Here is a 19,491-nt window from a genome sequence, read left to right on the forward strand (position 1 = left end):
TTCGTAGGAGCGAGCTTGCTCGCGAATGGGGTTTGCCGGTGGCTACGGTGTTGGGTGCAAGAGCGCCCTCTCCCCAGCCCTCTCCCTGAAGGGAGAGGGGGCTTTGTCCGTGCCGAGAGAAGGAATGGTTTCAGCTGGAAACCACCGGGACTGCCGGCTGACTCCAGAATACCGAGCCCTGCCCAACGGTCCCCTCTCCCTTCAGGGAGAGGGTTAGGGAGAGGGAGCGGAGTCAGCCGAACACGCCGAAGTCACCGGTACCGTCCGTTCGCGAGCAAGAACTAGGCGTCCCCCTCGCTCCTACAAAAAGCCACCAGGCACTACACGTCCCCCAGCAAAGCGCGACACCGCACAAAGCACAGCCTGAATCGACGCGCTGACGATGTTGGCATGGCAACCGGCGCCGAAGCGCGTGCCCGCCTCGCCCGGCCAGGCCACTTCCACCAGCGCCAGGGCCTGGGCGTCGGCGCCGCCGCCGAGGCTGCGTTCCTCGTAGGCGTCGATGCGGATCGGCAGGCCCAGGGCCGCCACGGCGGCGTCGATCGGGCCGTTGCCCACGCCCTGCAACTGGCGGCGGCGGCCGTCGGCCAGTTCCACCTCCAGCACTATGCCCTGCCCGCCCTCGGCCTCGAACAGCCGGTGGCCGACGTAGGCCAGGGAGCCGCCGGGCCGCGCCGGGGCCAGGTAGGTCCGGGCGAACAGTTGCCACAGCGCCTCGCTGCTCAGCTCGGTCTCGCTGCTGTCGGCCTGGCGCTGCACGATGGCGCTGAACTCCACCTGCATCCGCCTCGGCATCACCACGCCGTGGTCGCGCTGCAGCAGGTAGGCGATGCCGCCCTTGCCCGACTGGCTGTTGACCCGCACGATGCTGTCGTAAGTACGCCCCAGGTCCCGGGGGTCGATCGGCAGGTAGGGTACTTCCCAGAAGCCGTCCGCGGCCTGGGCGGCGAAGCCCTTGGCGATGGCGTCCTGGTGCGAGCCGGAAAAGGCGGTGAACACCAGGTCGCCGACGTAGGGATGCCGCGGGTGGATCGGCAGCCCCGTGCAGGCCTCGGCCACCCGCGCCACGCCGGCGATGTCACTGAAGTCCAGGCCCGGGTGGATGCCCTGGGTGTAGAGGTTCAGCGCCAGGGTCACCAGGTCGAGGTTGCCGCTGCGCTCGCCGTTGCCGAACAGGCAGCCCTCCACCCGCTGCACGCCGGCCAGCAGCGCCTGCTCGGCGCAGGCCACGCCGGTGCCGCGGTCGTTGTGCGGGTGCACCGACAGCACCACGTGCTCGCGGCGCTCCAGGCGCTGGTGCATCCACTCGATCTGGTCGGCGAAGACGTTGGGCGTGGCCACCTCCACCGTGGTCGGCAGGTTGACGATGATCGGCCTTCCGGGACCGGCGTCCCAGGTGCGGATGGCGGCATTGCACATGCGCAGCGACACCTCCAGCTCGGCCATGCAGAAGGTCTCCGGCGAGTACTGCAGCACCCATTCGGTCTGCGGGTGCGCCGCCACCTTTTCCTTCAGCAGTTGCACGTGGCGCACCACCAGTTGCTCCACCTCGTCCACCGACAGGCCGAACACCACGCGCCGCCACACCGGGGCGATGGCGTTGTACAGGTGCACGATCACCCGCCGCGCGCCCGCCACGGCGCGCACGGTCTCGTCGATCAGGTCCTCGCGCAGCTGGGTCATCACCATGGGCGTGACGTCGTCGGGAATGCCGCCTTCGTCGATCAGTTGGCGGATGATCTCGAAGTCGGTGCGCGAGGCGGCCGGGAAGCCCACCTCGATCTCCTTGAAGCCCAGCCGCACCAGCTCGGCGAACAGGCGCAGCTTGCGCTCGCGGTTCATGGGCTCGAACAGCGCCTGGTTGCCGTCGCGCAGGTCGGTGGACAGCCACACCGGGGCCTGGACGATGGTCTGCGACGGCCAGCGGCGGTTGGGCAGGTCGATGGCAGGGAACGGGCGGTACTTGGTTTGTGGGTTCGCTTGCATGGTCTGACCTCGAACGGGTGTTCGGGCCCAGCATAGGCGGGGCGCAGCCGTCCAACTCGCGCCAAAGGGTCCATCGTTGTCGCGAAAGGGTCATCCTGCGCTAAGCTCGCCCTTCCCCCGCAACGGACGCGCCCCATGGTCGACCACGCCAGCCTGCCCTACGAATCCCTGGAGATGCCGGTCACCGGCGTCGCCATCGACTACCCCAGCGGCCACGTGGTGCCGCCCCACAGCCACCCGCGCGCACAGCTGATCTACGCCATCGAGGGCGTGCTGGTGGTGGAGACCCCGGCCGGGCGCTGGGTGACGCCGCCGACCCGCGGCGTCTGGCTGCAGGCGGGCGTCGAACACTCGCTGCGCATGCGTGGCGTGACGCGGGTGCGCAGCCTGTTCGTCAACCCCGACGCCATCGACGGCCTGCCGCTGGGCGACTGCGTGATCGACGTGTCGCCGCTGCTGCGCGAACTCATCCAGGCCGCCACCCAGGTGCCCGGGCGCTACGAAGGCGACAGCCGCGACGGCCGCCTGATGCGCTTCCTGCTCGACGAACTGCGCAGCCTGCCGGTGCTGCCCTTCCACCTACCCTGGCCGGACGACGAGCGAATCGCCCGGGTCTGCCGCGCCCTGGCGGAAAACCCGGCGCAAGGCAGCAGCGCCGAGCACTGGGCCGAGCAATTGGCGATGAGCCCGAAGACCTTCCACCGCCGCTTCCAGCGCAGCACCGGCATCACCTTCGGCCGCTGGCGCCAGCAGGCGCGCCTGCTGCTCTCCCTGGAAGCCCTGGCCCAGGGCCTGCCGGTGCTGGAAGTGGCGCTGCAGCACGGCTACGACAGCCAGAGCGCCTTCGCCGCGGCCTTCCGCCGGCAGTTCGGCGTGGCGCCCTCGGCCTTCTACCGCTGACCTGGACGTAGGGCGCATAACCGTTCGCGGTTATCCGCCGATACGCCGAGGCCACAGCTAACGCCCAGGTCAACCCCGGAGCCGCCGGGAATCGAGGCCAAACGGCGGATAACGCCGTAGGCGTTATCCGCCCTACGCCCCGGCCCCGGCGTTGTCCGATGTGCGGTCCCGCGCGGATGACGCCACCGGCCCCGGCGGGTAAGCTGCCGCCCCTCGTCCCACCCGCAGAAAGAGGCCCCCATGGCTAACAACGACCTCAGCTTCCTCCCCGACGCCGACCCGCACTCGATCTCTTCCGACGTCGCCGGCTTCGGCGGCCTGCTGGTCTCTACCCAGATCCCCACCCGCGAGGACGGCAGCCTGGAGCTGGGCGGCATCGTCGAGCAGAGCGAGTGCACCCTGCGCGCGCTGAAAAGCGCCCTGGAACGCGCCGGCAGCTCCATGGAGCGCGTGCTGCACCTGACCATCTACCTCACCGACATGGCCGACCGCGCCGCCTTCAACGAGGTCTACCAGCGCTTCTTCGCCAAACCCTGGCCGGTGCGCGCCGCCGTCGGCGTGGCCGCCCTGGCCGTGGAAGGCATGCGCGTGGAAGTCACCGCGCTGGCCGCCAGGGCCTGATGCCGCCGCGACGCCGCCCGGCACCCCGCCGGACGGCGCCGCCATCGGGCAGCGCACGGGTGCCGCGCCGGCGTTTCGCCGCTACAATGCGCGCCTTGCCGTGTCACGCCTGATGAAGAAGAAACCATGTCCCTGCCCAAGAACCATCTGGAACTGCTCAGCCCTGCCCGCGATGTGAGCATCGCCCGCGAGGCCATCCTGCATGGAGCCGATGCCGTGTACATCGGCGGCCCGAGCTTCGGCGCCCGGCACAACGCCTGCAACGAGGTGAGCGACATCGCCCGGCTGGTGGAATTCGCCCACCGCTACCACGCGCGCATCTTCGTCACCATCAACACCATCCTCCACGACGACGAGCTGGAGCCGGCCCGCGCGCTGATCCACCAGCTCTACGACGCCGGCGTCGACGCGCTGATCGTGCAGGACCTGGGCGTGCTCGATCTGGACATCCCGCCGATCGAGCTGCACGCCAGCACCCAGACCGACATCCGCACCCTGGGCCGGGCGAAGTTCCTCGACCAGGCCGGCTTCTCCCAACTGGTGCTGGCCCGCGAGCTGAACCTGAAAGAAATCCGCGCCATCGCCGACGAAACCGACGCGGCCATCGAGTTCTTCATCCACGGCGCGCTCTGCGTGGCCTTCTCCGGCCAGTGCAACATCTCCCACGCGCAGACCGGGCGCAGCGCCAACCGCGGCGACTGCTCCCAGGCCTGCCGCCTGCCCTACACACTGAAGGACGACCAGGGCCGCGTGGTGGCCTTCGAGAAGCACCTGCTGTCGATGAAGGACAACAACCAGAGCGCCAACCTCAGCGCCCTGGTCGACGCCGGCGTGCGCTCGTTCAAGATCGAAGGGCGCTACAAGGACATGGGCTACGTGAAGAACATCACCGCCTACTACCGCCAGCGCCTGGACGGCATCCTCGCCGAACGCCCGGACCTGGCCCGCGCCTCCAGCGGCCGCACCGAGCACTTCTTCCTGCCCGACCCGGACAAGACCTTCCACCGCGGCAGCACCGACTACTTCGTCAACGAGCGCAAGGTGGACATCGGCGCCTTCGACTCGCCGACCTTCACCGGCCTGCCGGTGGGTGTGGTGGAAAAGGTCGGCAAGCGCGACCTGATCGTCGCCACCGAGCAGCCGCTGTCCAACGGCGACGGCCTCAACGTGCTGGTCAAGCGCGAGGTGGTGGGCTTCCGCGCCAACATCGCCGAGCCGAAGGGTGAATTCGAGGAAGACGGCGAGAAGCGCTACCGCTACCGCGTCGAGCCCAACGAAATGCCCGAGGGCCTGTACCGCCTGCGCCCCAACCACCCGCTGTCGCGCAACCTCGACCACAACTGGCAGCAGGCCCTGCTCAAGACCTCCGCCGAGCGCCGCGTGGGCCTGGACTGGCAGGCCCGCCTGCGCGAAGAACGCCTGGAACTGACCGCCACCAGCGAGGAAGGCGTGAGCGTCAGCGTCGCCCTGGACGGCCCCTTCGGCGCGGCCAACAAGCCGGAGCAGGCCCTGGAGCAACTGCACGACCTGCTCGGCCAGCTGGGCACCACCCAGTACCACGCCGAGCGTATCGAGCTGGACGCGCCGCAGGCGTTCTTCATCCCCAACTCGCAGCTCAAGGCCCTGCGCCGCGAGGCCATCGAGGCGCTCACCGCCGCCCGCGTCGCCGCCCACCCGCGCGGCAGCCGCAAGGCCGAGACGAACCCGCCGCCGGTGTACCCCGAGGCGCACCTGTCGTTCCTGGCCAACGTGTACAACCACAAGGCCCGCGAGTTCTACCACCGCCACGGCGTGCAGCTGATCGACGCGGCCTACGAGGCCCACGAGGAAGCCGGCGAGGTGCCGGTGATGATCACCAAGCACTGCCTGCGCTTCTCCTTCAACCTGTGCCCGAAGCAGGCCAAGGGCGTCACCGGCGTGCGCACCAAGGTCGCGCCCATGCAACTGGTGCACGGCGACGAGGTGCTGACCCTGAAGTTCGACTGCAAGCCCTGCGAGATGCACGTGATCGGCAAGATGAAGGGCCACATCCTCGACCTGCCGCAGCCCGGCAGCGCCGTGGAGCAGATCGTCGGCCAGATCAGCCCGGAAGACCTGCTCAAGACCATCCGCCGCGCGCCGCACTGAGGCGCCGACACGACAGCGCGGGGCGGCCCCATGACCGCCCCGCCGCTGTTCAGCCCGCCGGCTGCCCGCGCTCCTTGAGGAGTTGGCGGATGATCGCCTCCTGCCCCTGGTAGTCGCCTTCGCCCACGTGCTGGTAGCGCACGTGGCCCTTGGCATCGATGAAGTAGTGCGCCGGCCAGTACTGGTTGGCGAAGGCGTTCCAGATGCGGTACTGGTTGTCCAGCGCCACCGGGTAGTGGATGTCGTTGCGCGCCACGGCCTTCGCCACGTTCGCCGGGATGCGTTCGTAGGGATACTCCGGGGTGTGCACGCCGATCACCACCAGGCCCTGGTCGGCATACCGCTTCGCCCACTGGTTGACGTACGGCAGCGTGTGCTGGCAGTTGATGCAGTCGTAGGTCCAGAAGTCCACCAGCACCACCTTGCCGCGCAGGTCCGCGCTGGCCAGCGGCGCGCTGTTGAGCCACTGCACGGCGCCGTCCAGGCTGGGCATGGCGCCCAGGTCGGCCAGGTCGGCGGCGCTGGCACTGGGCATCAGTTTGTCGAGCAGCTTGGGCACACCATCCAGAACTTTGTGCTCCAGCACGGCCAGGGTGCGCGAGGCGCCGGAACCCACCAGCTGCGCGCTGGCGCCGCTGCCGATGACCACCACCGCCAGCAAGGCCAAGGCCCCTGCCCCGCGACGCAGCCACTCCAGCGCACCCAGCGACGGACGCAGGCGCTGGTACAGGCCGCGACCGAGGAACAGCGCGGCGCCCAAGGCGACGGCGCTGCCCAGCCCATAGGCGAACAGCAGCAGGCTGGTGGACGCATTGGGCCCCTGGAGCATGGCGCCGGAGAGGATCAGCCCGAGAATGGGCCCGGCGCAAGGCGCCCACAGCAGGCCGGCGGCGAAGCCCAGCAGCCAGGCGGACAGCGCCGGCGGCAGGCCGCGGGCCTGGCCGTGCAGGCGGTCGCCCAGCCAGGCCCAGGGCCGCGAAATCCAGGTGCCGAAGCGTGGCGACAGCAAGGCCAGGGCGGAAAGCCCGAGCAGCCCCAGGGCCAGGTAGCGGCCGACCTCGCTGGCTTCCACCACCCAGGCGCTGGACACCGCCGCCAGGCTGGCCAGCACGGCGAAGCCGCTGGCCAGGCCCGCCAGGGTCAGCAGCGGCGACCAGGCCGGGCCGCCGGCGCGCTGCAGCAACAACGGCAATACGGGAAGGATGCAGGGGCTGAGCAGGGTCAGCACCCCGCCGAGAAAGGCGACGATCAGCATGGGAATCTCCTTTTGAAGGGGGCTGGAGCGGCAGGGCCATCCCTGGCCGGGGCGGCGTGCATCAACCGCCTTCGTTGCAGTCGCTGGAGAACTTCTGGTAGGCCAGGCTGTGGGGCTGGCCGTTGGAGTCCAGGTAGTCCATGCGCGCCTGCACCACCTGGCAGCTGCCGGGGTCTTCGTGCAGGGCCAGGACCTTCTTCACGTCCAGCTGCTGGCCGTAGTGGTATTGCTCCACCGGCGCGGGGGCGCTGGCGGCGAAGCTGGCCAGGGGCGCGGCGAAGGCGAACAGGGCGGCGGCAAGAGTCAGGGTTTTCATGGCGGTGTCCTCAGTGTGGGTTCGTGGCGCGGAGGCCTTGTGCCTTCCGCTTGGTGCCCATTTCACCCGCCGCGGGTATCCCGCCTGTGTCCGCCACGGCCCGCGAATGCCGCCCCAGGTATCGGCGCGGCGAATAGATACACTGGTATACAAACCCTGGCGGGAATGCACCGCCTTGCTCTATACACTTGCCCCAACGAACGCACCGATTGGGGAACCACCATGGAACATGTCGATCACGTCCTGATCGTCGACGACGACCGCGAGATCCGCGAGCTGGTCGGCAACTACCTGAAGAAGAGCGGCCTGCGCGTCAGCCTGGCCGCGGACGGCCGGCAGATGCGCGCCTTCCTCGAAGCCAACGCGGTGGACCTGATAGTGCTGGACATCATGATGCCCGGCGACGACGGCCTGAAGCTGTGCCGCGAGCTGCGCGTGGGCAAGCACAAGGCCACCCCGGTGCTGATGCTCACCGCGCGCAACGACGAGACCGACCGCATCATCGGCCTGGAAATGGGCGCCGACGACTACCTGACCAAGCCCTTCTCCGCCCGCGAGCTGCTGGCGCGGATCAACGCAGTGCTGCGGCGCACGCGCATGCTGCCGCCGAACCTGTCGATCACCGAGAGCAGCCGGCTGATCGGCTTCGGCCCCTGGCGCCTGGACACCAGCGCGCGCCACCTGCTGGATGCCGAAGGCACCCTGGTCGCCCTGAGCGGCGCCGAGTACCGCCTGCTGCGGGTGTTCCTCGACCACCCGCAGCGGGTGCTCAGCCGCGAGCAGTTGCTGAACCTGACCCAGGGCCGCGAGGCGGACGTCTTCGACCGCTCCATCGACCTGCTGGTCAGCCGCCTGCGCCAGCGCCTGCGCGACGACGCCCGCGAGCCGGACTGCATCAAGACGGTGCGCAACGAAGGCTACGTCTTTTCGCTGCCGGTGCAGCTCATCGAACCCGCCGAGTGACCGCCATGCCCCGCACCCTGGCAGCGCGCCTGGCGCTGATCTTCCTCACCGGACTGGTGCTGGCCTACGGCCTGTCCTTCAGCTCGCAGTTCTACGAACGCTACGTCAGCGCGCGGAGCATGATGCTCGGCAACCTGGAAAGCGACGTGAGCACCGCCGTGGCCCTGCTCGACCGCCTGCCGGCGAACGAGCGCGAGCAATGGCTGCCCATGGTCGACCGCCCCAACTACCGCTACCGCCTGGACGAAGGCGAACCCGGCCAGGCCATGGACATGGCCCGGGCGCCCATGGCCGCGAGCAGCATCGAGAGCGCCATCGGCTCGCGCTACGCCCTACGCTTCGAAACCCTCCCCGGCCCGGCCGCGCACTTCCAGGCGCACCTGCGCCTGGCCGACGGCAGCCCGCTGAGCATAGACGTCACCCCGCGCGGGGTGGCGGCGGTGGCGCGCTGGCTGCCGGTGGTGCTGGTGCTGCAGCTGGCCGTGCTGCTGGTCTGCACCTGGCTGGCGGTGCGCACCGCGATCCGCCCGCTGACGCGCCTGGCCCAGGCCGTCGACCACCTTGACCCGGACACCCCGGCCGCGCCGCTGGACGAGAACGGCCCCAACGAAGTGGCCTACGCCGCCCGCGCCTTCAACGCCCTGCAAGGCCGCATCGGCGACTACCTGAAGGAGCGCATGCAGCTGCTGGCAGCCATCTCCCACGACCTGCAGACGCCCATCACGCGCATGAAACTGCGCGTCGAGCAGATGGAGCCGTCGCCGGAAAGCGAACGCCTGTGGAGCGACCTGGAAGAAATGCAGCACCTGGTCCGCGAAGGCGTGGCCTACGCCCGCAGCATGGACGGCGCCAGCGAGGCGCAACGCCGCGTCGACCTCGACGCCTTCCTCGACAGCCTGGTGCTCGACTACCAGGACGCCGGCCAGCAGGTCAGCCTGCAAGGCCGCGCCGGCGTGCCCCTGGAAACCCGCCCCCACGCCCTGCGCCGGGTGCTGGGCAACCTGCTGGACAACGCCGTGAAGTTCTCCGGCGCCGCGCAACTGGAGGTGGGCCGCGAAGACGGCAAGCTGTGTATCCGCGTACTCGACCGCGGCCCGGGCATCGCCGAGGAAGAACTGGAGGAAGTCCTCAAACCCTTCTACCGCGTGGAAAGCTCGCGCAACCGCAGCACCGGCGGCACCGGCCTGGGCCTGGCCATCGCCCACCAGCTGAGCCAGGCCCTGGGCGGCCGCCTGACCCTGGCCAACCGCGACGGCGGCGGCCTGTGCGCGCAACTGGAACTGCCGCTCCCGGCCTGAGCGAGCGTACAAGCCGATACAAGGCGGCCCCCGGCGGGACACACCCGGGACAAGCCGCCTTGCCAGCATGGCTCCACCCGCCGACCACCCGGCCCAAGGAGACATCGCCATGCAAAACACCCTCGCCACCACCCTGCGCCCCCTCGACCGCCTCGGCGCCTGGGGCGCCGACATCCCCCTGCGGCTGTTCCTGGCCTGGGAATTCCTCGAATCCGGCCTGGAGAAGTGGAACGGCGAAAACTGGTTCGCACAAATCCACGACGCCTTCCCCTTTCCCTTCGACCGCCTGCCGGCGAGCCTGGACTGGCAAATCTCCCTGTGGGCCGAACTGATAGCCCCGGCGCTCCTGCTGCTGGGCCTGGGCACCCGCTTCGCCTCGGCGGTGCTGATGGTGCTGACGCTGGTGGCCATCGCCGCCGTGCACTGGCCTACGCACTGGTCCAGCCTGGGCGAACTGGCCATGGGCTACTCGATCAGCGATAACGGCTACGGCAACTACAAGCTGCCGCTGATCTACCTGGTGGCGCTGCTGCCGCTGCTGCTCAAGGGGGCCGGGCGGTTGAGCCTGGATGCGTGGTTGGGGCGGCGGTTTGCGTAGGCTGCCGCACAGCACTGACGAACCCGCCGCATGGCGGGTTCTTTTTTTCCTGGTGTCGTTGGTGCTGGGTTTAAGAACGCCCTCTCCCCAACCCTCTCCCTGAAGGTAGAGGGGGCTGTCCCGTGCGCTTTGGAAGCTCGGCGCTGTCCTTTTACCGCTGCCCTGCGGGCTTCCAGAAGGCGTAGGAGTGAGCTTGCTCGCGAACCGCGACGTATCAGGATGACTCCGAATCCTCCGGCCACTCAGGACGGCCCCCTCTCCCCCTGGGAGAGGGCTGGGGTGAGGGAACGGAGGCGATCCGAAAAGCCCTCGCCAACGGTAAACACCCTTCACCAGCAATCTCCAAGCCCTCGCCTCCCCAAAACGAAAAAGCCCGCGCACCTGACCAGGCACGCGGGCTTTCCAATCATCACCTCACCCCATCACGGAACCTCGAAAGTCACCTCGATATTCCCCCGGGTAGCCCGGGAATACGGGCAGATCTGGTGCGCCGTCTCCACCAGCTTCGCCTTGTCCCCGGCGGCCAGCCCCGGCAGTTCCACCGTCAGCCTGGCCGCCAGGGCGAAGCCGCTGCCGTTGTCGGTGGTGCCCAGGGTCACGTCGGCGGCCACCGCCACGTCGGCCGGCAGGCGGATGTCCAGTTTCTGCCCGGCGCGGCGCAGGGCGCCGATGAAGCAGGCGGACCAGCCCACGCCGAACAGCTGCTCGGGGTTGCTGCCGGGGCGGCCGGAGCCGGGTGGGCTCAGGCGCACGTCCAGCTCGCCGTCGCTGGAGCTGCCGCGGCCGTCGCGGCCGCCGGTGGTGCGGGTGTGGGCGGTGTAGAGGATGCTGTCCAGGATGTCGGTCATCGCGGTGTCTCCTTGGGGGCTGGGGAAGGCTGTCGGCGGTGGGTGGCGCACAGGTTGCGCGTGCTGAGCACCACGCCTTGTGCGTGAAGGCTGCGCAGCAGGGCCAGGCCCTGCCGCAGGATGGGTTCGGGGTCGGCGCCGATGGCCTCGGCCAGCGCCAGCAGGTGCTCGCGGCCGCTCAGTTGGCGGTCGCGCAGCGACTCCAGCAGCGCATGGGCCAGCGGCGCCAGGCGGGCGAAATGCACCTGCCGGTCGTCGCCGCGGCGGGCCAGTAGCAGGGTCGGCTGCTCCGGCGGCTGCTCGGGCAGGTGGCCGGGGCCCAGTTCGCTCACCGGCCAGGCGTAGGCCAGCGGCCAGGCCAGGGACGACAGCAGCGGCACGCCGTGCAGCAGGTCGCCCTGCGGATCGTGGGCCGGCTCCTGGCTGTCGCTAAGCAACAGTGCGGTCTCCACCCACTCGTAGTGCGCCAGCTCGGCGGCCCAGGCTGGCGCGTCTATCCCGCCCTGTTCGAGGAAGGCGACGAACTCGCCGGCCAACTCGGTGAACAGCGGCGTCTGGCAGCGGTAGTCGGCATAGAAGGCTTCCGTCAGCGCCTGCCAGTGGGCCTCGGCCAGGCTGGCGCGCAGCACCGGGAAGCTGCCGGCCAGCAGCGACTGCACGTTGCCCAGGAACAGCTGGCGGTACACCGCCAGGCGCCGCGCCTCGATGCCCGGCGGTGGCGCGTTGCGCTGCGGGTCGCGGATGTACCGGGCCAGTTGCAGTTGCTGCTCGCGCAGGGTGTCAGCCATGGCGTACCTCCCGCGGTGCGGCGGCGCCTTGCAGGGTGCGGATGTGCTCCACTTCCGCCAGCAGCTCGGCCAGCGGCGGGAGGTTGAAGTCACGCTCCAGCAGCGTCGGCACCAGGCCGCAGTGGGCATAGGCCTGCGCCAGCAGGTTCCACACCGGCTGTTGCACGCTGGCGCCGTGGGTGTCGATCTTCAGGTCCGGCGCCTCGTCGTAGTGCCCCGCCACATGGATGCAGGCCACCCGCTCGGCGGGCACCTGGGCAAGGAAGGCGGCGGCGTCGTAGCCGTGGTTGCAGGCGTTGACCACCAGGTTGTTGACGTCCAGCAGCAGGTCGCAGTCGGCTTCCGCCAGCACGGCCCGCAGGAACTCGATCTCGCTCAGCGCCTGGTAGGGCGCGGCGTAGTAGGAAATGTTCTCCACCGCGATGCGCCGCCCCAGCACGTCCTGGACCTGGCGGATGCGCTCGGCGACGTGGCGCACCGCCTCGTCGGTGAAGGGCAGCGGCAGCAGGTCGTAGAGCTGGCCGTCGTCGGCGCAGTAGCTCAGGTGCTCGCTGAACAGGCCGACGCGGTGGCGGTCGAGAAACTGCCGGGTGCGCCGCAGCAGCTCCAGGTCCAGCGGTCCGGGGCCGCCGAGGGACAGCGACAGGCCGTGGCAGGCCAGCGGGAAGCGTTCGGCGAGCTGCGCCAGGCCGTCGCCGTAGGCACCGCCGACGCCGATCCAGTTGTCCGGCGCGCATTCGAGGAAGTCCACGGCGGTGGCGGGCACCGCCAGCAGCTCGGGCAGCAGCGAGCGACGCAGGCCGAGGCCAGCCCCGCGCAATAGGGAATGGGCATTCATGGCAAGGCTCCGCGGAGGGGGAACGCCCTCCCGGCAGGGAGGGCTGGGTGGCGCGTCCGGCTTAGTGGCGGTCGCCCTGGAACCTGGCGAACAGCCCGGCCGGCATTGGCTTGCCGTTGGATTCGAAGACGTTCTTCAGGTGCTGGTAGGCCTCGGCTTCGGAGATGAAGCCATCGTGGTCGGCGTCGATCCTGTCGAAGTCGCCGGCGCGGTCCCTGGCCACGGCCAGGAACTCATCGCGCGAGACCTTGCCGTCGTGGTCGCTGTCGGTGCGCGTGAAGGAAGCGTCGCCGCACTTGCCCTCCCCGCACTTGCCTTCGGCCTGGGTGACCTTGGCCTTGCTGGCGCCGCACTTGCCTTCGCCACACTTGCCCTCCCCGGCCTTGTCGGCGGCGGCGAGCTGGTAGCCCTGGGGCAGCGCCTCGACGGCGAAGGCCGAGGTGGCCAGGTTGGCGCCGCCCACCAGGGCGATGGCGAGCAGGCCGATGCGGGTCTTGGTCTGGATCGGGTTACGGGACATGGGTGGTTCTCCGATGCTGGGCGCGTGGTGCGCGGCTCAAGGGGCTTGGTCGAACCGGGATGCGCGAGGGGCTGGTTTTCCGAGCCCGCCGGGTGTCGCGTCCGGGTGTGGCCATTTGGCCCGCGCCATGTATCGGTGGCGTATCGGAGGGGGGTTGGGTTTGTATGCGTGCCTTGCGGAGGGGTGGGTTGGATACATTGGGATACAGCGGAGGGCGTGGTGTGTGGCTGGCGATGTGGGAGTCAAGAGCCCCTCACCCCAGCCCTCTCCCGGAGGGAGAGGGGGCCGTTCGGCGTGGGTGGGGAGGTTTGGCGTCGACCTGTAGCGGGCCCTGCCCGCGATTCGCGCGCAGGGCGCGCTCCTACAGGGGAATGGCATGGCTATTTCAGGCATAACCGTTCGTGGTTATCCGCCCTACGACTCCGTGCCGAGGTGCTTTTCGTAGGATGGGTTGAGCTTGCGAAACCCATGCGGTGCTGGTGATGGGTATCGCTTCGCTCAACGCCATCCTACGACGGCGCCGGGCCCCTCACCCCAGCCCTCTCCCGGAGGGAGCGGGGGCCAGGCCGCGCCACCGTCAGGCCCAGTTCAAGCCCCCTCCCCCACAAAACCCCAACCTCAGAAGTTGTAACTCACCGAAGCCGTCACATTGCGCGACGGCCCATAGAAACCGGACCCACCGCTATACAAGCTCATCAGGTACTTGCGATTGGTCAGGTTGTTCAGGTTCAACGACGCACTCCAGTGCTTGTCGATGTCATAGCTCCCCATCAAATCCACCAGCGCATAGGCGTTCTGCCGCACACGGCTGTCGTCGTCGAGCTGGATCGCGCTCTGCCAGCTCACCCGGGTGCCGACCTTGGCCTGGGGCAGGCCGGGCAGCTGGTAGGTCAGGCTGCTGCGCAGGCTGTGCCGGGGTACGTACTGGCGCGCCTTGTGGCCGTCCGGGTCCTCGATGTGCACGTAGGTGTAGCCGCCCTGCAACTGCAGGCCGGGGGCCAGTTGGCCGCTGGCTTCCAGCTCCGCACCGCGGCTCTTGAAGTCCTCGCCGTTGTAGATGGTCTCGCCGCCGGGCAGGCTCTGGTCGGTGGCCTCGGCGACGTTGCGCTGGTCGGTCTTGAACAGCGCGGCCGACACGCTCAACTGGTCGTCTAGCAGGCTGCCCTTGATGCCGGCCTCGTAGCTCTTGCCCTCCAGCGGGTCGAGCACCTTGCCCTGGGCGTCCATCACGTACTGCGGGTTGAAGATCTTGGTGTAGCTGGCGTACAGCGAATACTGCTCGTCGAGGTCGTAGACCACGCCGGTGTAGGGCGTCACCTCGCCGTGGATGCGCACGTCGCGGGCGCTGCCGTAGTCGGTGCCGTCGCTGTCGACGCTGAGCATGCGCGCGCCGAGAATCCAGTGCAGCTGGTCGGTGAGGTTCAGCCGCGTGCCGGCGTAGACGCTCTTCTGCCGGTCGGTGAAGCGCGCCATCTCGATGGTGTCGTTGGTGTAGGTCAGGCTCGGCCTGGGCACCGCGCCGCTGAGGGTCTGGCCCAGGTCGGCGTCCATGAACTCGTCTTCGTTGTTGTAGTAGCCGCGGTCGCTGTGCCGCGAGCGGCCGTAGTCCACGCCCAGGGTCAGCTCGTGCTGGCGCCCGCCGAGGCTGAACGGGCCGCTCAGCTGGGCCTCGCCCAGCAGCTGCTTCTCGCCGGAATGGCTGTGGCTGGGGTCGGCCAGCCAGGGCGTGTCGGCGTCGTTGGCCATCAGGTAGTACATGTCCGCCTGCTGGCTCTGGTCCACGCCGGTGACGTTTAGCTTGCCCTCCCAGCCGCCGCCGAAGTCGTGGGCCAGCTCGACGAAGGCGCGCTGGGTGTGCACGTCCCAGTAGGTCCAGTCCTGGCCGATGTTGGCGCCGCGGCGGCTGTAGTGGATCAGGTTGCCGGCCTGGTCGGTCAGCGGCAGCGCGCCCCAGCTGCTGCCGTTGGAGTTGCTCTTGTTGTCGGAGAAGCCGACCGTCAGGGTGTCCGCCTCGGAGAGGTCGAAGGCCAGCATGCCGCTGAGCACGTTCTTCTCGTGGGAATAACGGTCCAGGTAGGAATTGCCGGTCTCGTTGGCGTAGATGAAGCGGCCGCGCACCTTGCCCGAGTCGGTCAGCGGGCCGGAGGCGTCGAGGTCGACGCGGCGGGTGCCCCAGGAGCCCACCGACAGCTTCACCTGCGCCTGCGGCGTGTAGGTCGGGCGCTTGCGGATGAAGTTGACGGTGGCCGAGGGGTTGCCGGTGCCGCTCATCAGGCCATTGGCGCCGTGCAGGATGTCCACCTGCTCGTACTCGGCCAGGTCCAGGTCGCCGCTGAGCAGGCCGGCGCTGAACGGCGAGCCGATGCCGTCGTACTCGAAGTTGTTGATGTCGAAGCCGCGCGAGGTGAAGTTGGTGCGGTCGGTCTCGTACTGCTCCACCGTCACCGAGGGCGCGCTGCGCAGCGCGTCCTTCACGCTGTTCATGTTGAAGTCGTCCAGCTGCTGGCGCGACAGCGTGGTGACGCCCTGGGGCGTTTCCCGCGGCGTCAGGCCCAGGCGCGTGGTGCTACTGTCGCTCAGTTGCTGGTAGCCGGTGGGGGTGCCGGCGCCGTTGGCGTTCGCCTGGATCACGGTCGCGGACATGGCCAGGGTGTCGCCGCCCTTGCCGACCACGGTTTCGGCCGGCATCTGCAGGGCTGTGCCGGCGTCCTGCAGGGCGTAGATGCCCGCGCCGCGCTGCACCAGTTGCAGGCCGCTGCCGCGCAGCAGTTGCTGGAAGCCCTGCTCGAGCGTGTAGCGGCCCTTCAGGCCCGGGCTGTTGCGCCCGGCGAGCCTGGCCGGGTCGAACACCAGCTGCACGCCGGCACTGGCGGCGAAGCGGGCCAGCACGTCGCTCAGGGCGCCGGCGCCGATGGCATAGTCGCGCGCGGCCTCGGCGGCCATGGCCACGGACGGGGCCAGGGCCAGCCCGACGCAGCCCAGGGCCACGCCATGGATCGTCGCCGCCAGGGCCAGGTGGGTGAATCGACGAGTGCCGGAATGCCGTCGGTGCTTCGAAGCCATGTGCTTTGCCATCCTTCAAGCCGCGCCTCGCGCGGGCTGCCCACCCCTCCCCATGAGGCGTGTTCACCCTCTATCCCGGACGAGATGGAAAAAGTGCTCAGGGGGGGGCGCGAAATTTTTTCGCTAGCGGGCCGAAACCGTCACCCAGTAGCGGCTCAGGCGCGACACCTGTACCGGCAGCGTCAGCTCCAGGGCGTTCAGCGCCTGGTCCGTGTCCGCCACCGACAGCGCGCCGGAAACGCGCAGCCCGGCCACCTCGGGGTCGCAGCGCAACAGGCCGTGGCGGTAGCGCGCCAGTTCCGCCAGCACCTCCGCCAGCGGCTGGTCGCGGGCCACCAGCATGCCCTGCTCCCAAAGCGCGGCGCTGTCGTCCACCGGGGCGCTGCGCAACACACCGCGCGCGTCGAACCAGGCCTGTTGGCCGGCGGAAAGGCGCACCGCAGCACCGGCGCGCGGGCGAATCTCCACCTGGTGCTCGAACACCGCCACCTGGCACTGCTCGCCCAGCTGGCGCACGCTGAAGCGCGTGCCCAGCGCCTCGACCACGCCCTGCTGCGCAGCGACCAGGAACGGCCGCCGCGGCGCCAGCGGGTCGGCATGGGTGGTCACCAGCACCTCGCCGGTGCGCAGGCGCAGGCGGCGCGCCGTAGAGTCGAAGTGGACATCCAGCGCCGACACGGTGTTGAGCACCACCCGGCTGCCATCGGCCAGCGTCAGCGCCTTGCGCTCGCCGGTGGCGGTGCTGGCGTCGGCCATCCAGCTGTCCCAGGGGGCGCTGCGCGCCACCAGCCAGCCCGCCGGCGCGGCCATCAGCAGCGCGCTCAGCAGGCGTAGCGCGCGGCGGCGGCTCAGGCCCTTGAGCCCTTCCAGGCCATGCAGCGCCTGGCGGCCCAGCTCCGTGGGCACCGCGTCGAAGGTGCCGAACACCCGCTCGGCGCGCGCCCAGGCCTCGCGATGCGCGTCGCTCTGCCCGCGCCAGCGCTCGAAGGCCTGCCACTGCGCCTCGCCGGGGGCGTCGAAGCGCAGCGTCATGACCCACTCGGCGGCCTCCTCCAGCAGCCTGGCCGCCGGCGCGGCGCGGGCCTCCCCGCGGCTCATGGCTCGCAGGCCGTCATGCAGGCCACCAGCGCCTTGTGGATGTGCCGGCGCACGGTGATCAGCGCCATGCCGGTGCGCTCGGCGATCTGCTGCAGGGTGAGCTCGTGGAATTGCGCCAGCAGGAACACCTCGCGCGTCTGGCGCGGCAGGCCGTCCAGCATCGCGTCGATGCGCAGCAGCGACTCGACGATCAGCCAGTGGGTTTCCGGCGCCGGCACCTGCGCCTCGGGCAGGTGCGCGATGGCCTCGCGGTAGGCCCGCTCCACGTCCTGGCGGCGCCACAGGTCGATGACCAGGCCCTTGGCCACCTGCACCAGGTAGCGCCGCGAATCGGCCAGCGGCGGCGTGCGCCCGGAGCTGAGGATGCGCAGGTAGGTGTCATGGGCGATGTCCGCCGCGTCCGGGGCATTGCCCAGGCGCTGGCGCAGCCAGCCGAACAGCCAGCCGTGGTGGTCGCCATACAGGCGCTCCAGCGCGACGACCGGCGAAGCGTGGGACGAAGCGGAAAACATGCGCGGGCATCCTTGGCGGGAACGCCAAAAGAGTGAAAATGAGAAAGCGTCTCATTTTATTTCAATGCCGTGCATTTCCACAATGCGGACCTCGCCGGCCCCGCGCCCCGGCGAGCAGGGCTCAGCCCAGGCTGGCGATGGCCCGGGCCAGTTGCATGTCGCTCAGGCCGGACTGCGGATGCGCCTGCCGGTAGAAGCGCAGCGCCTGCTCCAGCTGCGCGCCATGGATGCGCCCGTCGGAGGCGATGTACGCCAGGGCATCGTCGCGGGCGGCCCGGTAGGTCCGCAGCGGCTGGCTGGTGGACTCGCTGAGCGCCGCGCTGCCCAGGCTGGTGGCGACGGTGAAGTGGTCGGACGAGTTGCCTTTCCCGTCCATGGCCCCCGCCTGGCCGGCGGCGGCCAGGAGCGTGGCGATCAGCAATGGGCTTGCGTGTTTCAAGGCATGGGCATCCTGCGGCAATGAACCCGCTCTTTTACCCTGCCCTGGCGCTGGTGGCCATAGCGGACATGGGCACGGGATGAGCAGGCTTTGATGCTATGCTGCGCGGATAGATGGAGGCCCTTATGAGTAAAACCGCCGCTGCCAGCGTCGCCAGTCAAGTCCGCAAGCTCGCCAAGGCTCACAAGGTCACCGCAGAGCGCGACGAAATGAGCCGCATGGCGGAGACCATCACCCGCCTTGCCGGTGATGTGGTCGAACTCGATAGCGTTGAGCGGCTGCTCGTCAACCTGAAGAAGAAAGGCGTTCTGAGCAAGACGGAAACGCTTGCCCTCCAAGGGCGATACCTCCAGGAAAAGAGGGGCTCGAAAAAGAGACTCAGTGCATGAGTTTCGACCCTTTCGGCGATTTCGAAACCGCCGGCTACCTGCGGAATCTTCAAGGCCTCAAGGATCCAGTCGAAGTCAAGGAGTCCGAGCACTTCATCTTCGAACTGAGTATCGAAGAGGCCTTTTCATATCTGGCCCAGAAGAAGCCGATCGACTACGGGGCCGTCCTCGAGGTTCACAAGATACTCTTTGGCGGTTTCTATCCGTGGGCCGGCCAGGATCGAAACAAGCTCGTTCCGCACCTGGCGGTCTTCAAAGGCGCGCACGATGACCCGCGCAGCACCGTCTTCGAACGCCCGGCCTTCATCAGGATGTCCGTCGACTATGCGCTCAAGCTCTCGGCAGACAAGAAGAGGTTCAGGCAAAAGCCGGGCGAAGTCATGGGCCAGTTGGCATTCGCACACCCCTTCCTCGACGGCAACGGGCGCACCATCCTGCTCGTATTCATGGAACTCTGCTACCGGGCCGGGTTCGCGATCGACTGGTCCGGTACGGGCAAGGACGACTACTTGCGGGCGCTTGGCGAGGAGATTCGGGAGCCCTTCAAAGGGCACCTCGACAACTACCTGAAGCCTTTCGTGGTCGACATAGCCAGCCGTGACGAGTGGCCGGGGATCGTCGGCGGCATTCGCGGCCTCGATGGACTCGACAAGGAAGACATCAGGTACCAGAGCCTGGACGACCCGGAAATCCAGCAGCTCTACAAAAGCTACCAGGCCCGCTATCGAGATGCCCCGGAACCGCCGGAGCCTGAGGACTGATCGCACACCGGATACAGGCCTTGCCGGTCACCAGGCACCGGAAGCCGCCGGCAACCGAAACACGCCCCCGATAGAACACCTCCCCCTTCATCTCCCATCCCCAGAACCCTTGACCTTAAAGTTATATTCAAGCTTAGAGTTCCCCCACGCCGCCGATACAGGCCGGCAAGG

Annotated in this window: 19 protein-coding genes; 8 read left to right on the forward strand and 11 right to left on the reverse strand. The window is 69.0% G+C overall.

Going from position 1 to position 19,491, the window contains the following annotated elements; genetic code table 11:
- Positions 1 to 300: 300 nt before the first annotated feature.
- Positions 301 to 1,986: a 2-isopropylmalate synthase gene (locus tag PcP3B5_RS16245; RefSeq protein ID WP_061561859.1), complete on the reverse strand. Its 1,686-nt coding sequence runs from the start codon at positions 1,984 to 1,986 to the stop codon at positions 301 to 303.
- Between the two features lie 135 nt (positions 1,987 to 2,121).
- Between PcP3B5_RS16245 and PcP3B5_RS16250 the strand changes: the two genes are divergently transcribed.
- From PcP3B5_RS16250 to PcP3B5_RS16260, 3 genes are all read left to right on the forward strand, one after another.
- Positions 2,122 to 2,886: an AraC family transcriptional regulator gene (locus PcP3B5_RS16250; protein ID WP_061561860.1), complete on the forward strand. Its 765-nt coding sequence runs from the start codon at positions 2,122 to 2,124 to the stop codon at positions 2,884 to 2,886.
- Between the two features lie 240 nt (positions 2,887 to 3,126).
- On the forward strand, positions 3,127 to 3,507 hold the full coding sequence (locus PcP3B5_RS16255) for a RidA family protein (protein WP_061561861.1): 381 nt from the start codon (positions 3,127 to 3,129) through the stop codon (positions 3,505 to 3,507).
- 126 nt (positions 3,508 to 3,633) lie between these two features.
- Positions 3,634 to 5,634, forward strand: a complete 2,001-nt coding sequence (locus tag PcP3B5_RS16260) for a peptidase U32 family protein (RefSeq protein ID WP_061561862.1) — start codon at positions 3,634 to 3,636, stop codon at positions 5,632 to 5,634.
- A gap of 49 nt (positions 5,635 to 5,683) precedes the next feature.
- Here PcP3B5_RS16260 and PcP3B5_RS16265 read toward each other — a convergent pair whose 3' ends face one another.
- Positions 5,684 to 6,889 carry a cytochrome c biogenesis protein DipZ gene (locus PcP3B5_RS16265; RefSeq protein ID WP_061561863.1) on the reverse strand — a complete coding sequence of 402 codons (1,206 nt, stop codon included), beginning with the start codon at positions 6,887 to 6,889 and terminating at the stop codon, positions 5,684 to 5,686.
- A 61-nt stretch (positions 6,890 to 6,950) separates the two neighbouring features.
- Positions 6,951 to 7,205, reverse strand: coding sequence for a DUF2790 domain-containing protein (locus PcP3B5_RS16270; RefSeq protein ID WP_009622349.1), 255 nt, complete (start codon positions 7,203 to 7,205; stop codon positions 6,951 to 6,953).
- A 222-nt stretch (positions 7,206 to 7,427) separates the two neighbouring features.
- Here PcP3B5_RS16270 and PcP3B5_RS16275 point away from each other — a divergent pair, with 222 nt between their 5' ends.
- The 3 genes from PcP3B5_RS16275 to PcP3B5_RS16285 all read left to right on the forward strand — a co-directional run bounded on the left by PcP3B5_RS16275 (position 7,428) and on the right by PcP3B5_RS16285 (position 10,064).
- Positions 7,428 to 8,168, forward strand: coding sequence for a response regulator (locus PcP3B5_RS16275; RefSeq protein WP_009622351.1), 741 nt, complete (start codon positions 7,428 to 7,430; stop codon positions 8,166 to 8,168).
- Between the two features lie 5 nt (positions 8,169 to 8,173).
- Positions 8,174 to 9,466 carry a sensor histidine kinase gene (locus tag PcP3B5_RS16280; protein ID WP_061563284.1) on the forward strand — a complete coding sequence of 431 codons (1,293 nt, stop codon included), beginning with the start codon at positions 8,174 to 8,176 and terminating at the stop codon, positions 9,464 to 9,466.
- Positions 9,467 to 9,575: 109 nt separating this feature from the next.
- Positions 9,576 to 10,064, forward strand: coding sequence for an HvfX family Cu-binding RiPP maturation protein (locus PcP3B5_RS16285; protein WP_061561864.1), 489 nt, complete (start codon positions 9,576 to 9,578; stop codon positions 10,062 to 10,064).
- A 422-nt stretch (positions 10,065 to 10,486) separates the two neighbouring features.
- Here the strand turns inward: PcP3B5_RS16285 and PcP3B5_RS16290 are convergent, their stop codons facing one another.
- The 8 genes from PcP3B5_RS16290 to PcP3B5_RS16325 all read right to left on the reverse strand — a co-directional run bounded on the left by PcP3B5_RS16290 (position 10,487) and on the right by PcP3B5_RS16325 (position 18,170).
- A complete protein-coding gene (locus tag PcP3B5_RS16290; protein WP_061561865.1) occupies positions 10,487 to 10,912 on the reverse strand; it encodes an organic hydroperoxide resistance protein in 426 nt (141 codons plus the stop codon).
- Entirely contained in the window at positions 10,909 to 11,700 is a 792-nt protein-coding gene (locus PcP3B5_RS16295) for an HvfC family RiPP maturation protein (protein WP_061561866.1), read from the reverse strand. The genes PcP3B5_RS16290 and PcP3B5_RS16295 overlap by 4 nt, the downstream gene beginning before the upstream one ends.
- Positions 11,693 to 12,538: an HvfB family MNIO-type RiPP peptide maturase gene (locus PcP3B5_RS16300; RefSeq protein ID WP_061561867.1), complete on the reverse strand. Its 846-nt coding sequence runs from the start codon at positions 12,536 to 12,538 to the stop codon at positions 11,693 to 11,695. The genes PcP3B5_RS16295 and PcP3B5_RS16300 overlap by 8 nt, the downstream gene beginning before the upstream one ends.
- Positions 12,539 to 12,599: 61 nt before the next feature.
- Positions 12,600 to 13,058, reverse strand: coding sequence for an HvfA family oxazolone/thioamide-modified RiPP metallophore (locus PcP3B5_RS16305; protein ID WP_009622364.1), 459 nt, complete (start codon positions 13,056 to 13,058; stop codon positions 12,600 to 12,602).
- 618 nt (positions 13,059 to 13,676) lie between these two features.
- Positions 13,677 to 16,121: a TonB-dependent siderophore receptor gene (locus PcP3B5_RS16310; RefSeq protein WP_061561868.1), complete on the reverse strand. Its 2,445-nt coding sequence runs from the start codon at positions 16,119 to 16,121 to the stop codon at positions 13,677 to 13,679.
- A gap of 123 nt (positions 16,122 to 16,244) precedes the next feature.
- The gene (locus tag PcP3B5_RS16315) at positions 16,245 to 17,219 is read right to left on the reverse strand and encodes a FecR domain-containing protein (protein WP_061561869.1); all 975 of its coding nucleotides are present in this window, start codon (positions 17,217 to 17,219) and stop codon (positions 16,245 to 16,247) included.
- Positions 17,216 to 17,731 carry a sigma-70 family RNA polymerase sigma factor gene (locus PcP3B5_RS16320; RefSeq protein WP_043314529.1) on the reverse strand — a complete coding sequence of 172 codons (516 nt, stop codon included), beginning with the start codon at positions 17,729 to 17,731 and terminating at the stop codon, positions 17,216 to 17,218. Before PcP3B5_RS16320 ends, PcP3B5_RS16315 begins: the two co-directional genes overlap by 4 nt.
- Before the next feature lie 121 nt (positions 17,732 to 17,852).
- Positions 17,853 to 18,170, reverse strand: coding sequence for a DUF2388 domain-containing protein (locus PcP3B5_RS16325; RefSeq protein WP_070065532.1), 318 nt, complete (start codon positions 18,168 to 18,170; stop codon positions 17,853 to 17,855).
- A 125-nt stretch (positions 18,171 to 18,295) separates the two neighbouring features.
- On the opposite strand from PcP3B5_RS16325, the gene PcP3B5_RS16330 reads away from it, so the two are divergent.
- Together PcP3B5_RS16330 and PcP3B5_RS16335 are read left to right on the forward strand one after the other, a co-directional pair.
- A complete protein-coding gene (locus tag PcP3B5_RS16330) occupies positions 18,296 to 18,559 on the forward strand; it encodes a hypothetical protein (protein WP_061561870.1) in 264 nt (87 codons plus the stop codon).
- Positions 18,556 to 19,320, forward strand: a complete 765-nt coding sequence (locus PcP3B5_RS16335; RefSeq protein ID WP_061561871.1) for a Fic/DOC family protein — start codon at positions 18,556 to 18,558, stop codon at positions 19,318 to 19,320. Before PcP3B5_RS16330 ends, PcP3B5_RS16335 begins: the two co-directional genes overlap by 4 nt.
- The last annotated feature ends 171 nt before the right edge of the window (positions 19,321 to 19,491 follow it).

Source organism: Pseudomonas citronellolis (genome assembly GCF_001586155.1).
Lineage (GTDB): Bacteria > Pseudomonadota > Gammaproteobacteria > Pseudomonadales > Pseudomonadaceae > Pseudomonas > Pseudomonas citronellolis.